At 42.8% G+C, this 16,192-nt stretch carries 9 protein-coding genes; 8 read left to right on the top strand and 1 reads right to left on the bottom strand.

What is annotated here, in order from left to right; translation table 11 throughout:
* Positions 1-49: 49 nt before the first annotated feature.
* Positions 50-1,150 carry a CdaR family transcriptional regulator gene (locus BANVL01_RS15400; protein ID WP_235845591.1) on the bottom strand — a complete coding sequence of 367 codons (1,101 nt, stop codon included), beginning with the start codon at positions 1,148-1,150 and terminating at the stop codon, positions 50-52.
* 235 nt (positions 1,151-1,385) lie between these two features.
* On the opposite strand from BANVL01_RS15400, the gene BANVL01_RS15405 reads away from it, so the two are divergent.
* The 8 genes from BANVL01_RS15405 to BANVL01_RS15440 all read left to right on the top strand — a co-directional run bounded on the left by BANVL01_RS15405 (position 1,386) and on the right by BANVL01_RS15440 (position 16,182).
* Entirely contained in the window at positions 1,386-2,249 is an 864-nt protein-coding gene (locus BANVL01_RS15405; protein WP_066092235.1) for an HAD family hydrolase, read from the top strand.
* A gap of 174 nt (positions 2,250-2,423) precedes the next feature.
* Positions 2,424-3,323 (top strand): N-acetylmuramic acid 6-phosphate etherase, encoded by a 900-nt coding sequence (gene murQ / locus BANVL01_RS15410; RefSeq protein ID WP_066092232.1) that lies wholly within the window; start codon positions 2,424-2,426, stop codon positions 3,321-3,323.
* A 34-nt stretch (positions 3,324-3,357) separates the two neighbouring features.
* Positions 3,358-4,212: a MurR/RpiR family transcriptional regulator gene (locus tag BANVL01_RS15415; RefSeq protein WP_066092230.1), complete on the top strand. Its 855-nt coding sequence runs from the start codon at positions 3,358-3,360 to the stop codon at positions 4,210-4,212.
* A 78-nt stretch (positions 4,213-4,290) separates the two neighbouring features.
* Entirely contained in the window at positions 4,291-5,652 is a 1,362-nt protein-coding gene (locus BANVL01_RS15420; protein ID WP_066092227.1) for a PTS transporter subunit EIIC, read from the top strand.
* Positions 5,649-6,650, top strand: coding sequence for a MupG family TIM beta-alpha barrel fold protein (locus BANVL01_RS15425; RefSeq protein ID WP_066092224.1), 1,002 nt, complete (start codon positions 5,649-5,651; stop codon positions 6,648-6,650). The genes BANVL01_RS15420 and BANVL01_RS15425 overlap by 4 nt, the downstream gene beginning before the upstream one ends.
* A gap of 340 nt (positions 6,651-6,990) precedes the next feature.
* A complete protein-coding gene (locus tag BANVL01_RS15430; RefSeq protein ID WP_066092222.1) occupies positions 6,991-12,495 on the top strand; it encodes a metallophosphoesterase in 5,505 nt (1,834 codons plus the stop codon).
* A gap of 203 nt (positions 12,496-12,698) precedes the next feature.
* A complete protein-coding gene (locus tag BANVL01_RS15435) occupies positions 12,699-14,909 on the top strand; it encodes an arylsulfatase (RefSeq protein ID WP_235845593.1) in 2,211 nt (736 codons plus the stop codon).
* Positions 14,887-16,182, top strand: coding sequence for an anaerobic sulfatase maturase (locus BANVL01_RS15440; protein WP_082805003.1), 1,296 nt, complete (start codon positions 14,887-14,889; stop codon positions 16,180-16,182). Before BANVL01_RS15435 ends, BANVL01_RS15440 begins: the two co-directional genes overlap by 23 nt.
* Positions 16,183-16,192: the final 10 nt, after the last annotated feature.

The raw sequence follows: 16,192 nt of genomic DNA on the forward strand, positions 1-16,192 counted from the left end.
GCTATAGATAAACATCTAAATAACAACAGATTTATTCCCCTTTTTTTGGTTATTCATCTAAAAAAAGAATTGCAAGGTACATACAAAGCAAATCATGGATATTACCTGGAGCTAATTGTGTCAGTTCTTCTGTCTTTTTTAAGCGGTAGTGTAAGGTATTGATATGGATATGTAATGAATTGGCGGTATTTTTTAATGAATGGTTTTGTCTAAATAATTCCCTCAACGTATCCAGCAGTTCGTGTTCGTGTAATATCGGACCAATTGTCCGCTGGATATAATCCGCTTTTACTTTTGATGTAAGATCCCCAGTAATCATTTCAAGCGATAAATCCTCATCAAAAGTAATATTTCGTTTGCTTTTGGCAATTTTCAATGCTCGTTTTGCCTGACTGTAAGAATAACGTAATTCAAGCGGATTAGCCTTTTGTCCAACCCCTGCATAGGCAGAAATTCCAAAGTTATTTTTTAAAAAGGACAAAAAGGCCTCAAGTCGTTTTTTGATAACGGAATTTGAACTGTCGATTAAGAGAATAATTCGGCCATTTCCTGATCGGGCCGCCACATCGGTATTATTTTGTACTATCGATTTTAAAATAGAGGACCAAGCATCCCTTGAAAGTGGATGGTCCTGGTGATCAAACTCGATGATTGCCGCCGTTCGATTTATGTCCAAATTGATTGCGAGCGCTCTCGCCCTATCGATTAGAGCAGGGCTTGGTTCCTTCGCTTGGAGCCATTCCGCCACAAAGGTTTCAATCGCACGGGAATGCCATTCAAACTGTTCGCTGTAATAATTTTCACTGATTAATAGCTCCGTCATTTTACGCAGGATTTCCGCAAAGGGCGTGACGATTTCAGGGTCTCCGGTAATCCCAATCACACCAATGACCTCACGTTGAAAGAAGATAGGAAGATTAATCCCCGCTTTAGCCCCTTTTAAGTGCAAAATATCTCTTTCGGTGATGATCAGCTTTTTCTTCTGTTGTGAAGTGATTAATGCCCCTTCATGGAAAGTGCCAACCCTTTCCGGACGGGTGCTGGCAATAATAAAACCTTCCGTGTTTACGACAATGATCTCTTCCCCTATTAATTTCCTAACTTCCTTGACGATTTTCTCCGCGAGCTCAGGTAATAACAAGATTACCACCTCCCTAAACTAATTATATAGAATTGGTTCATTTCAATCTATTACAGCTTTTTTCGGCAGCTTTGGGCTGATAGCAGCGAGGGCTTAATAGAGCGGCTTATTTATAAAAAAGACTTAGTACTAAAAAATGGGAAATAGTGTCAGGCACCACATAGAGGTACCACTCTGTTTTGAAATAAAATTTCAATAAAATTATAATGGAAATAAAAATAAGATACAAAGGGAGATATGTACATTGAAATATCCATTATTAGCGACAGACTTGGATGGGACTTTATTGAATGATGAAAAGGAGATTGATGTTGAAACGAGAGAGGCGATTAATGAGTACCGTCAGAGAGGCGGGAAGGTTGTGATTTGCAGCGGGCGTTCTCCGCTTTCGACTCGATGGATTGCCAGTACCATTGGCTTAGCGGGTGAGCCAATCATTGCATACAATGGTGCGATACTGCTTGATGAGAATGGCGAGGTCAAAGAGCAGGCAACTTTCCAAGATGAATCCCTATTAAATTTCTGGGAATTATGCGAGACAGAAGGCGTCTATGCCCATTTTTATGAAGGCGATACGCTTCTGGTCCCTAAGGTCAATAAATGGAACGAGAACTGGATTGAAAACAATATACCTACCCTTGGGAAATCAGGCGGCGAGCTCAAAAACTGTGAAAGTTTTCGGGAGAAATGCCAGGTCAAGGTCATGGAGGATTTCTACCGATACCTGAAGGAAAAGCAGCCGAAGATTACCAAAATCGCTGTATTTGACGATGGCGATAGGCTCAGTGATTTTTCGAAACGGATTGGCGAACTGATCACAGAGATGGAAATTAGCAGTAGTTTTAACTTCCTAAATTTAGAGATTTCTCCTATTGGTGTGACAAAGGCGTCGGCACTATTAAGGCTGGCGGAGGAGCTTTCAATCCCTATCACTCAAACTGCTGCCATTGGCGATAACTATAATGATTCCCTGATGCTCTCCGCTGCAGGACTGGGCATTGCGATGGGAAATGCGCCGGAAAAGGTCAAACAAATGGCGGATCAGGTAACTAGTACTAATAATGAGGCAGGGGTTGCGAACGCCATCCGCCGCTATTTACTTGATTAAGTGCCTGCCCGCTTATTCCGATTTTCCATTCCATTCATTTTGGTAAAATACTTTTTTGAAATATCATTTCATAATTTTTAAAAATATATTGAATTATCATTTCAATAATAATATAATGAGTGTACAGGTAAACGCTTTCAGCTAAGAAAAGACCAACAGGAGGTTAATGATACGATGGAAGAAAATCTTGAATTATTAACAACCGAATCACGTAATCAACTATCGATAACAATTGATACGGCTTCACCACTGGATATATTGCGCATCATGAATAATCAGGATCAATTGGTGGCATTAGCCGTCAAAGAAGTCTTACCAGAAATAGAGGCAGCCGTTCAATTTGTCTTTGAATCCTTTCAAAAAGGTGGACGTCTGATCTATGTAGGTGCAGGCACAAGTGGCCGATTAGGGGTGCTTGATGCCGTCGAATGCCCGCCTACCTTCAGCACGGACCCGGAAATGGTCCAAGGGATTATCGCCGGAGGAGAAGGGGCATTCTTGAAAGCAGTCGAAGGAGCGGAAGATCAGCCGGAATTTGGTGTTGCTGACCTGAAGGAAGTGGGGCTGACAGAAAACGATACCGTTATTGGCATTGCCGCCAGTGGCCGGACCCCTTACGTGATTGGGGCGCTTCGCTATGCCCGCAGCATTGGGGCGAAAACAGTCGCACTTTCATGCAATAAAGATGCGGCCATTAGCAAGGAAGCCGACCAAAGCATTGAGGTGATTGTCGGTCCGGAGGTTTTAACTGGTTCGACTCGCTTGAAAGCCGGGACAGCCCATAAAATGATTTTGAATATGATTTCCACGTCCTCGATGATTCTTTTAGGAAAAGCCTATGAAAATTTAATGGTTGATGTTCATGTAAGCAATGAAAAACTAAAGGAACGGGCGATTGGCATTATTCGAAAAATTACCGGGGCTTCCTATGAAATCGCAGCGGAGACCTTAGAAAAAGCAGATCTGCAAGTGAAAACGGCCATCGTTATGATTAAGACAGAGACAACGAAACAGGAAGCGGAACAATTGTTATCAAAAGCAAATGGGTATGTAAAAAAAGCGATCCAAAACTAAAGAAAAATGATGGGAATGAAAGTGGGTTTATCAGATGGCAGCAGGCGGTCTAAAAATGATCCAAAACATGCTTGAACAGCTTCCGGCTTCTGAGCGGAAAATTGCTGAATTTATTCTTGAAAATCCTCAAAGTGTGTTAAACAGTACGGTCAATGATATCGGAATCCAAGCAAATACAAGCGGCGCAGCCGTGATAAGGCTTTGCAAGTCACTTGGCTTAAATGGGTTTCAAGATTTAAAAGTAAGGATTGCCGGCGATTTAGTGAAGCCTGTGGAACAAGGGTATCGTGACATTGAGCCAGATGAATCCTTTTACACCATCGTTCAGAAGACAACCAGCAATAGTATCCAAAGCCTCCGCGATACCGAAGAGATGATCAATTATGATGAATTGGAACGAGCTGTTCACACCTTGTTACCTGCTCAAAATGTTCATTTCTTTGGCATTGGCGCATCCAGTATTATCGCCAAGGATGCCCAGCAGAAACTCCTACGGATTCATAAAAATGCAACCGCTTTTACCGATACGCATCTTGTCGCCACCTTAATCGCAAATGCCAATAAGGATGATGTGTTGTTTGGGGTTTCTCATTCTGGGGAAACACCGGAGGTCATTAAAGTGATGGCACTGGCGAAGGAGCGCGGCATTAAAACGATTAGTTTAACGAAATACGGGCAATCACACGTCGCTTCACTGGCAGATATTAAGCTGTTTACCGCATATTCCGGGGAGGCGCCGTTTCGAAGTGCGGCCACTTCATCAAGGCTGTCGCAGTTATATTTAATCGATATTTTGTTTTTGGCGATGGCGACCGTTCAATACGAGGAAACGGTTCATTCGATTGACAAAACAAGAGAAGCTATCCGGTTTATTAAACAAGGGAAATAACCTTCAGGGGGGTGATGTGAATACCATTCCGTTTCTTATTTTTAAAAAAAATTACCAACAGAGAGAAGGGGAAGTAACATGGCTGGAGAGAATAAAATTTTAGCCGATAAGATTCTAGAACAATTAGGCGGACCAGCGAATATTGGCAATTACACACATTGTATGACAAGACTTCGCGTGACTCCGAAGGATGAGTCGAAGGTCAACAAGGCGGCAATAAAGAAAATTGACGGAGTACTTGGGGTAGTCGAAGAAGAGACACTCCAAATTATTCTCGGTCCTGGAAAAGTTAATAGAGTGACAGAAGAGTTTGGTAAGTTAGTAGATGCTGCTGGCGGGATTGACTTAAAAGCAAAGGCAGCGGGCACAAAGGCTGAAATCAATAAAAAGAATGCGACACCATTTAAGCTGTTTTTACGAAAAATCTCAAGCATCTTCATTCCATTAATTCCGGCACTTGTGGCCTCCGGACTAATTACCGGGATTACAAAAGCAATCATTCAGGCGGGATGGCTGGCAGGGGATTCCCAGCTTGCGACAATTTTATCGGTCATTGGCGGCGGATTATTTGCTTACCTTGGAATTTTGGTGGGTATTAATGCGGCGAAGGAATTCGGCGGTTCACCAGCACTTGGGGCACTTGCAGGTATTCTAATTATTAACCCAGCTGTTGCGGGAATTAAATTGTTCGGAGCGGATTTGGTTCCTGGACGCGGCGGCTTGATTGGCGTTCTGTTTGCGGCGATTTTTATTGCCCTTGTCGAAAAACGAGTTCGCAAGTTTGTTCCACAATCTCTTGATCTATTTATCACACCAACGGTTGCTTTATTGGTTACTGGTATTGTTACTTATCTTGTATTTATGCCGCTTGGTGGTTTCGTTTCAGATATTATCACAAAAGGATTAACTTCTCTCCTTGATATGGGTGGGGTAGTAGCTGGCTTTGTCCTCGGGGCAACCTTCCTGCCTCTGGTAGTTACTGGTTTACATCAGGGCTTAACACCGATTCATCTAGAGTTAATTAATTCAACAGGCATTGACCCGCTTCTTCCTATCTTAGCAATGGGTGGTGCTGGGCAAGTCGGAGCAGCGTTTGCGATTTACTTTAAGACGAAGAAAACTCGCTTAAAAAGAGCGATTGGCGGTGGTCTGCCAGCAGGTATTCTTGGAATTGGTGAGCCGTTAATTTTCGGTGTTACCCTTCCTCTAGGCCGTCCATTCTTAACCGCTTGTCTAGGAGCCGGTGTCGGCGGAGCGTTTCAAGCAGCGTTCAAAATCGCTACGGTCGCAATCGGAGTATCTGGTTTACCGCTTGCGTTCTTAGTGGTAACAGGTCAAGTTCTCCTATATTTATTAGGGGTATTAATTGCTTATGCAGCCGGTTTCTTGTTTACGTACCTATTCGGTTTCAAAGACGACATGGCTGGTGAATTTGATTGATTGGCATTTCCTTTTATTTAAATGATCCTCAAGCTGTGGATCGGATTGAACTTGCTGGGAAAAAAGGTGTGAAGCGGGCGTTTACCTCGCTTCACATTCCTGAAGAATCCGGAGATTTAGCGGGCCGCGCTAGACATTTGCTGCAAACGGCAAAGGATTCTGGAATTGAGGTTTATGCAGATGTATCGGCGCGGACACCTGCCCATTTGGGATTGGAGCGTTTGGAGGAGTTAAAATCCTTAGGGGTAATTGGCCTCCGGCTAGATGATTTTTTTGAGCAGGAAATGATTTTGAACCTGGCGAAGGATTTCAAGCTTGCGCTCAATTCTAGTATATTGTTTGAGGAAGATTTGCAAGCTCTGATTGCCGGCGGGTTAACGGCAAGTCAGCTGCTCGCCTGGCATAATTTCTATCCAAGGCGTGAAACTGGATTATCTGAATCATTTTTCCGCACGCAAAATGAGCTTTTTAAACGGTATGGAATTCCGGTCAGTGCTTATATTCCAGGTGATGGTGAGAAACGCGGTCCGCTATTTGAAGGGCTGCCCACTCTCGAGGATCATCGTGAAGCGGATCCATTTATTGCGGCGCTGGAATTGTTCCGGGCCGGGGTCGAAGATGTCTATATCGGCGATCCCGAGGTTAGTGCAGAACTTTTGGAAAAATTAATCGAGTTTGACCGTCATCGTCGGGTTTCGATTCGAGTCGAAGGATTCCAAAAGGGAGAATTCCGGCTTCGCCCTGATTTTTCCCGTGATGTTCTTCGGTTGATGGATACGAGAAGCGCAGATGCGGTCGTCCCTGAGCATACGGAGGTGCGGTCTGTAGGCACAATCACTAGAGACAATGACCGCTACGGGCGCTATCGCGGTGAGGTCCAAATCACTCTTCACGACCTGCCAGCCGATGAACGAGTCAACGTAATTGGAAGAGTAATAGAAGAAGACCTGCCACTTCTCACCTTCCTTAAACCAGGTCAAAACATTAAATTAATTTAGGGACATGGGGACAGGCTCTCCGTGTCCCATTTTTTTTAAATGGGGACGCGGCATCTGTCCTAAGAACGCCATGGCCTTTCCAAAGGAATGCTTTTTGTCCACATTGTTTTAGAAGGAGGTCTCTCAATTTTCAGAGAGACCTCCTTTTTTTGAACGCTCAGCATCGGAATTAGTCTTTCCAGAAAAAACTCAAATATCACAATATTTACCTGTAATTAATATAAATATGAATCAAAATTAACATTCCGCTGAGATACTATAAGTTGGATCTCTTAATGAAAGGAGTTTAGTAGGAGTACCAGAAAAAATCAATGGTTAAAATGAGAGGAGTTTAATAAGAGTGACTAGAAAAAAAGCATCACGATCAAAACTATTTTCAGTACTTTTAGCAGTACTAATAGCTGTTGCTGGACTTGTAACGCCTAAGCCAGCATCGGCAGCAGCACCTGCGGGAATTCCGTCACAAATTGCCATGAGTATAAGCGGAGGGGCGGAAGCAGGTAAATCGGCGATGAGTTTTAATTGGGTAACTGATCCAGCGGTGACCAATTCAGAAATTATTTATGGTACGTCACCGAACTTGGATGATGGTGTGAAAAAAAGCGCCACAAAGACTACTCCAGTTGTCTCAGATATTTTTCCAGAGAATAGGCGGACTGACTTTAAAGCTATCAATTCCTTTAATGTTGTGATTCAGGATCTTACTCCTGATTCAAAATATTATTATAAAGTTGGCAGCGCCAGCGACGGATATAGCGATATTGCTAGTTTTACCGCACCTGCTGATCCTGCTGCAAGCAAGCCGTTTTCTTTTGTCATCACTCCGGATACACAGGGAACATCTGTTAGTTCGTTTGATAACACTGCCAAGTTATACGACTATATTAAGGAGAATGAACAGGATGCTGCATTTCTTCTTCATATGGGTGATGTGGTAGAGGATGGGCATGTTTCAGATCAATGGCAGTTATTCTTTGATGCAGCTCAAAACCTTTTAGATACGCTGCCAATCATGGCAACTCCAGGTAATCATGACGGTGCATCCTATGACAGAGATTTTGTGCAGTATAAAGCAAGATTTAACCATACGTCTTTACATAAACCAGACGGGTTGTCTTCAGTTGCTGATGGGACGGTCTATTCCTTTGAATATGGAGATGCCTTGTTTATTTCTCTTAATTCATATGCTTCGTCCACTGATAAAGATATCCAATGGAAGTTTTTGGAGGAAGAAAGTGCAAATACCTCCAAGGCATGGAAAATAGTATATTTTCATGTTCCACCCTACGATCCAGGTGCAAGTCACTATAATATCGACAATGTAACTGGTAAAAAGCTGACCGATGCAGGTATCGATTTGGTATTCCATGGACATGAACATGCCTATGCCAGAACCACTTTAAAGACAACCTCTACTGCAGCAGGCACAGGAAGCATTGAAAATGCAAAATTCGGCGAAGCCCCTACCTATGTAATAGGGGGAACGGTTTATAACTACGGTTACAGCCTCGACAACCGTGACACGTCTTGGAACGATTATTTTTATGACCTTCGCATTGATAAGACAGGTACGGGCGGCGGCAAAATCTATGCACCAGGTGTGTACAGCAAGGTAGAGGTTACGAGCAATGCTATAACCTATAAAGCGTTCTATAAAGCAACAGGCTCTGAGAATCCTTTCCGGGTCATCGATAACTTCACGATTACAAAATCAGAAGATAAGATTACCCAGCCGAAAGGCGGCGGTACGGAACCAACCTCTGTAACCTTCTTGTATGATTCGTTTAATCAAGAGTCAGGCAAGTATCTCGCACGCTTTAATTGGGTAACTCCTGTAACAACAAAAACAACGCAGCTCTATTATGCTAAAAAATCAGACTTTGAAAGCAATGGCGGAAAGTTTACAAATGTTGTTGTAGGAACAAATAACACAGTAGATCTTTCAAGCGCGCTTGCCAATGCGAACTATAAAGGTGCAGGGACCGAGTACTCTGTTGCGCCGATACAAAGCCATAAGGCGGAAACGGCCACACTTGAGCCTAGTACGGAATATGTATATTCCGTTGGTGACGGTGCCATGAATGTCACCAGCGTAGAATCACCGGCTAGTTTTAAAACACCTGCAAGCAATCTTGATACATTTAACTTTAACTGGGTTACTGACGTCCATGCAGCACCTGACTCTAGTCACAATGACAAAGCTCTCAACCAAGCATTTACTGATTTTCCGGATGCTGAATTTATACTGAGCTCAGGCGACCAGGTTTCCTATGCTTTCGATACCTCGCAATGGGATACTTTTTTTGAGGCAAATGCCGATAAGTTCGCCCGTGTGCCGCTGTATCCAGGGACAGGAAATCATGAGTACGACGGTGCAGGCAATAGCTGGGCCCCGAATAACAGCTGGGACTCGGTAGACCCAACGCTGCAAAACCTTTTAGGACGCTACAATCCGCCTAAAAACGGCGCTTCATTTTACGGCGGCGGTGACGGTACTCAAAGAATGGTATCGGGGTTAGACAAAAGTCAGTTTGCGTCAAGCAACTACTATTTTGTTTATGGCGACACGCTTTTCATGATGATGGATTATCAGGATCAAAGCAGCAAAGAGCAAATAAAGGCTCAGCAGGACTGGATGAAGTCTGTCGTTAAACAAAACCCTACAAAGTGGCGTGTTGCCGTTATCCACAAATCTCTGTTCGGATATCGTATGGCAAACCCTGTGGCATCCTGGACTACTGCTTTTGATGAAGCTGGAGTTGATGTGGTGCTTGCGGGACACGATCATCTCTATGTCCGTACAAAGCTATATGCAAATGGTGCAAACATTGAACCGCAGACTTACGGTGACGGAACAACCTATATCACAAGCTATTCTGGAAATAACGACAGACGCGGACCTTATTTCGAAAGTAACAAAAGAGACCCCGAAAAGGTCGCCTATGTAGATGTTAGGCCAATTGGTCTAGGATTTTCGAATATTTCTATTTCACCAAATGAAATCAGAGTAACAAGCAAAGGATACGATAAAGAAGGGAACTTGGTTACAGGGGATGACAATGCACTGGTTACAAACAAACCACGTACCCATAATTTAGCATCATGGAATTATCCGTCAGTCCCAAAAGATGTTAACGAATTGACCATTACAGATGTAGGCATCACAGGGATTGCGAAAGAAGGACAAACACTGAATGCCTCCATTACTCCATCAAGTGCTACCGCATCATTCAGATGGGAGAGCTCAAACGATGGCAAGACCTGGACAACCATTGCAGGTGAAACATCATCGAAATATACCATTAAAGCAGAAGATGTAGGGTTGAATTTGCGCAGTGTTGCCACCGGAACAGGTTTTTATCACGGAGAAGCAACAAGTGCTGCCACCGCTAAAGTCACACCACTTGCTGGCAATGGCACAGTTACGGTAAAAATCGGAACAGCAAATGAACTAGATGCATTGTCAAAAGGGTTTGGCACATCCGCCTATCCGATTGACGGTAAATACGTGTTAACTGCAGATATTGATATGAGTAATGTGCCATTTTCTGCAATCGGAGGGGGTACCACTCCAACGCCGTTTTTAGGTACATTTAACGGTAATGGTTATACCATAAGCAATATGAAAATCGAGAGTAACAACAATAGCACAGGCTTCTTTGCTTATATAGGCACAGGCGGCAGAGTAGCAAATCTTAAATTGATGAATGCTGATATTACTGGAAACAATAGCACTGGCGCCATTGCAGGGACTTCCACAGGTACGATTGAAAACGTCTATGTGGATGGAAAAGTAACTGGCGGCAGCAATATAGGGGGAATTGCAGGTACACTCCATGCAGGTACTTTGCAAAATTCTAATGTTCATGCAGATATTCATGGTAATACAGTTGGAGGCTTGATTGGAAGTACAAACTTTAATGCTTCAGGTTCGCCGTTGACCGTCAAAGACGAAAAAACCGGAAGTGTTATCCTTAATAACATTGTAATGGGTTCGGTCACAGGCGGAAATGATTATTCCGGTGCCTTTGTTGGTGACATGGGGGGATCTTCAGGCGCTCTACTCCAAACTTTAAATGGCAATGTGGTGGCCAATGAAGTAAATGGGGTTACTCCTGGAAAAATAGCAGGCTATTGGTCTGGCAGCAGACCGATTATCGAAAAAGACCAAATGAACTATTATAACAGTGACAAGTTAAGCACAAGTGGAATGCCATCAGGAATCATCCCTGCATTTGTCGGTAAGACGGCATCTGATTTTACACAAAATGCAACTTTCGAGGCCTTGGGATGGGACTTTACTAACGTCTGGGATTGGGATGCAACGAATAACGTTCCTGTACCTAGAGTGATTGATGTTGGTGGAGATGGAACTGAAGATAACTTAGTCACGATTATCACATCGGCAGGTTCGGGAGGGACAATTTCTCCAGAAGGAAATGTGTTAGTCGAGCGTGGACAGAGTCAAAAGTTTATATTCACACCAAATAAATATTATGAAATTGACACCGTGAAAATAGACGGAGAAAAAAATCCTGAAGCGGCTGCGGCAGGCGAGTATACCTTTGAAAATGTTAGTGAAGTACACAATATTGACGTCACTTTCAAGCTTTCGGATTCCGTTTCTGGCGTTGCTCCAAGCCTGGTTTCGACAAGTGCCTATTACAACAGGGCAGTTGAAAAACATATTGAGGTAACGGTAGACTTTGGAGAAGGCGCTCTGGGAATTCAACCAGAGAACTATCGAAAAGCGGTCAAAAGCGTCAAGATTATGAAGGATAATAAACTAGTTCTTGATGCCCAAGGCGGATATTGGTTCCCAAGCACAGGCAATGGTCAACCCGAAGAACTGCTTGAGATTTGTTGGGATGACATCATGAAGTTACCTGGATACGACGATTTAGTTCCAGGGACATTTGACTTAGTAATAACCTTTAACGACTTGAATTCCTCTGAATACACGATACCTTTGATTGTAGAAGACGGGATCGCCTCTTCTTTGACGGTAGATGGAGGAATCATTACGGTAGACGGAAATGAGGCAAACAGTCCTGCTGAGATTAAGAAGGACTCGAAAGTTACTGTGAAGGCTGTTGTTCCGAGCGGACAAAGGTTTGTAAAATGGACGGCGACAGGTCTTGAAAATGTTGAGTATACGGCAGATCCATTTACATTTACGATGCCAGCAAATAAGGTTACATTAAAAGCCGAGTATGAAAACATACCAAGCAGTGACGATAGCGGAAAAGGCTGGGTTTCTAAAGCTGGTAAGTGGTATTATTACGATCCACAAACAGGTTTGATGAAAACTGGCTGGCTAAAAGATAAGAACGAATGGTATTACCTGCAACAGAATGGCGAAATGAAAACCGGCTGGTTAATAGACGCTGGTAAATGGTATTACCTTGATTCAAGTGGTGCGATGAAAATAGGCTGGGTAAAACTTGGGTCCACTTGGTATTACTTAGAAAGAAATGGCGAAATGAAAACCGGCTGGTTATTAGACGCTGGTAAATGGTATTACCTTGATTCAAGTGGTGCGATGAAAATAGGTTGGGTAAAACTTGGCTCCACTTGGTATTACTTAGAAAAAAATGGTGCGATGAAGACCGGCTGGTTATTAGACGCTGGCAGCTGGTATTACCTTGATTCAAGTGGTGCGATGAAAACGGGCTGGGTTAAATCTGGCTCCACTTGGTATTATTTAGGTAATAGTGGTGCGATGAAAACCGGTTGGGTATTGGCTGGCACAAAATGGTACTACATGTATACGAGCGGAAAAATGGCCGCAAACACCACTATTCAAGGATATAAGCTTGGTTCAGATGGTGCATGGATAAAATAACATAGTGATTGAATTCTAGTGCCTGACCCTGATGTGCTAACACTTTAACACATTGGGGGTCAGGCACTTTTTTTGCTGTTGCTGTAAAGGAAGCTTGCGCTTTTCTTATTCATAATAAGACCGTCTCTTTAATAAATTAGGTATTATATTATCCATTGTCTCCGCAACTTGTACGATTATTTCGTTTGAAAGGACAGATGGAAATGGGGAATAGAACAGGGGATGAGAGTCTGAATGTCATCTATATCGTTCTAGATGACGTGGGTTACTCGGCTTTAGGTTGCTATGGTTCGGAGATTGAAACACCTAATATCGATTCATTAGCTGAAAACGGCCTGCGGTACAATAACTTTAATGTAACTCCTCTGTGTTCTCCTACTCGAGCTTGTCTGCTAACAGGTCGTAATTGCCACTCGGTCGGAGTGGGACTTGTAACGGAGATAGACTGGGGACCTCAATACCCGAATAAACGAGGGAGAATTTCCAATACGGCTGCAACATTGGCGGAAATTTTAAAGTTGAATGGGATGGCTACATATATGGTTGGAAAATGGCATCTGGTTCCTGGTCATGAAGCAGCATCAAGCGGCCCTTTTGAAAACTGGCCACTTTCAAAAGGTTTCGCGCGCTATTATGGCTTTTTATTAGGGATGACGGATCAATATGCGCCAGATTTAGTATACGATAATCATCGTGTAAACAAACCTACTACAACAAAATATCATTTATCAGAGGACCTAGTTGATAAAACGCTGGAATTTCTGACGGATCATATCTCTGTTACTCCTGATCGGCCCTTCTTCCTGTATTTAGCCTTCGGGGCACAGCATGAGCCACACCAAGTACCAAAAGAATTTATCGATCAATATGAGGGCGTTTACGATAAGGGCTGGGATCTGATTAGGGAAGAACGGTTCGAGCGGCAAAAGAAAATGGGTATCATTCCGCTATTTACAGATCTCGTTGACCTCAACCCTGGGATTAAGCCATGGGACGAACTGACAGCGACAGAAAAAGAGTTGTTTATCAAATTCCAACAGACGTACGCAGGATTTCTGACTCATACCGATCAGCAAATTGGCCGACTACTGCAATTTCTAAAAACGAAAAACAAGCTAGACAATACCATTCTTGTGTTACTTTCCGATAACGGGGGCAGTCAGGAAGGCGGCTGGAATGGCTCCATAAATGATTCCGCCTATTTTAATGGAATTGAAGAAAATGTAGAGGTTATGTTTGATCATATAGATGAAATCGGCGGACCTTTGACAAGCCCCAATTATCCGAAAGGGTGGGCGCAAGTATGTAATACACCGTTTAAATATTATAAGCAAGATACGTTTTATGGTGGGACACATGTCCCCCTCATCATCCAATGTCCACAACGTATTCCAGACCCTGGCTCGATTCGCTCACAATTTTATCATGCAATTGATATTACTCCTACGATATTAGACCTCCTAAACATGAATGCTCCTCCAGTATATGAAGGCGTTCCACAGATGCCGATGCATGGTGTGAGTATGAAGGATACCTTTACAGAACCGCATGGTCCATCAAAGCGCAAGACGCAGTATTTTGAAATGGTTGGACACCGGGCTATTTGGCAAGATGGGTGGGTTGCTGTTACTTATCATGAAACAGGTATACCCTTTTATGAAGATGATTGGGAATTATACAATGTAACCGAAGATTTTTCGCAAAAGTATAATCTAGCAGCAAAGTATCCACAAAAATTAACAGAGCTTCAAGCAATTTGGTGGCAGGAGGCTACGAAGTACGGAGTCCTCCCCTTAGATGATCGTCCATTTAGAAAAGGGTATGAAGGCTTGCAAGAAGGGAGAAAAACATTTATCTTCTATCCGGGAATGGCGCATTTGCCATCAAGTGCCGCTCCAAAAGTAAGCCTTTCTTCTTACTCGATCACCATTCCAATCTTCCGGTCGAACCGTATAGAAGAAGGTGTATTAATAGCCCACGGCAATCATTCAAGTGGTTATACATTCTATATAAAAGATAATTATTTATTCTATGAATATAACTATGTAGGTACTGTCTATAAAATACAATCGAAGGTTGAAGTACCCGTTGCTTATTCTACGATCCGATTTGAATTTATCAGAGAAATATTCAGTCAAGGAACGGGCAAGCTCTTCATTGATGGTCAACAGGTTGGCACATTGTATATGCCTCGTACCCTGCCATTTGTGATTTCTGTTGAGGGGATGGATATCGGCCGGGATCAATTAACATCAGTGAGTCCTAACTACCCCGTCCCGGAATTTCCGTTTAGTGGGCATATAGAGAAAGTAGTTATTGAACTTCATGATGATCAAGAATATAGCATGTTTTTGAAAAAGGAAAAAAGAGAGCCCATATACATTAATATAAATGGCACAATTATTTTTCTTTGATCCTTTAGAGAAAGGGAGTAATAAATTGGGTAAGGACAACAGTTTCCACATTCTTGCTAAGCCAACGGGTCCAATCTGTAATCTCGATTGTCGGTACTGCTATTACACCGAAAAGGAAGCATATTTTCCAAAAGGTCATTCCTTCCGAATGTCTGATGCGGTGCTAGAGTCGTATATTAAACAGTATATCGACTCCCAAGATACAGCGGAAATTGTCTTTGCATGGCAGGGAGGGGAACCAACCTTAATAGGTATAGATTTCTTTCGTAAGGCTGTTTCTCTACAAAAAAAGTATGCGGACGGGAAACACATCACCAATACGATTCAAACGAATGGCACATTATTAACGGAACAATGGTGTGAATTCTTTTCGGACCAGAATTTTTTGGTAGGTCTAAGTTTAGATGGACCTGAGCCTATTCATGATCAGTACCGGATTGATCGTGGGGGAAAACCGACATTTGAACGGGTGATGAGGGCACTTTCGCTGTTAAAGAAATATCACGTCGACTTTAACATACTCACCTGTGTCACAAGGTATTCCGCTTATAAAGCTCTGGAAATCTATCGGTTTTTGAAGCAAGAAGACATTCAATTTATACAGTTTATCCCGATTGTAGAAAGAGAAGTGAATGAAGGAGCCTTAGTGCTGAGCATAAACCATGCCACACCACCTTCTCTAATAATGGAAGAAAATCAACAAACGGTTACTCCTTGGACGGTTGAACAAGAAATGTATGGGACGTTCCTTATTGAAATATTTAATGAGTGGGTTCAGTACGATGTCGGATCGGTTTATGTCATGAATTTTGAATGGGCATTAGCCTCCTGGATAGGAATCCCATCACCAATTTGTATTTTTTCGGAAGAGTGTGGGCGTGCTGTCGCGATGGAACATACTGGTGAGCTGTTTTCTTGTGATCATTACGTATATCCTGACTATCAATTGGGAAATATTACCGAGGGCTTAATGAATCTAATGAATCTGCCATCACAGCATGCCTTTGGAAAGCAGAAACGAGAGACACTGCCCTCCGTGTGCAGAAATTGCGAGGTTCGATTCGCTTGTCATGGCGAATGTCCCAAACATCGATTTCTAGTTTCAGAGCAAAATGAGCCCGGGCTAAATTATTTGTGTAAATCCTATAAAAAGTATTTTAATTATATTAATCCTTATATGATGAGGATGAGGCAGCGGTTACAAGCGGGCTTGCCAGCTTCGTCAAAATCATCCTTTCTAACGAACCACAATGGGTCAGGCCTTTCCTCATAATTTCATTACC

This window comes from Neobacillus novalis NBRC 102450 (genome assembly GCF_001591805.1).
Lineage (GTDB): Bacteria > Bacillota > Bacilli > Bacillales > Cytobacillaceae > Neobacillus > Neobacillus novalis.

What these genes read in the sequence shown, in the direction of transcription:
- murQ (WP_066092232.1), top strand. Translation starts at nt 2,424, where the DNA reads ATGGAAGAAAATCTTGAATTATTAACAACCGAATCACGTAATCAACTA.
- BANVL01_RS15415 (WP_066092230.1), top strand. Translation starts at nt 3,358, where the DNA reads ATGGCAGCAGGCGGTCTAAAAATGATCCAAAACATGCTTGAACAGCTT.
- BANVL01_RS15420 (WP_066092227.1), top strand. Translation starts at nt 4,291, where the DNA reads ATGGCTGGAGAGAATAAAATTTTAGCCGATAAGATTCTAGAACAATTA.
- BANVL01_RS15435 (WP_235845593.1), top strand. Translation starts at nt 12,699, where the DNA reads ATGGGGAATAGAACAGGGGATGAGAGTCTGAATGTCATCTATATCGTT.
- BANVL01_RS15440 (WP_082805003.1), top strand. Translation starts at nt 14,887, where the DNA reads ATGGCACAATTATTTTTCTTTGATCCTTTAGAGAAAGGGAGTAATAAA.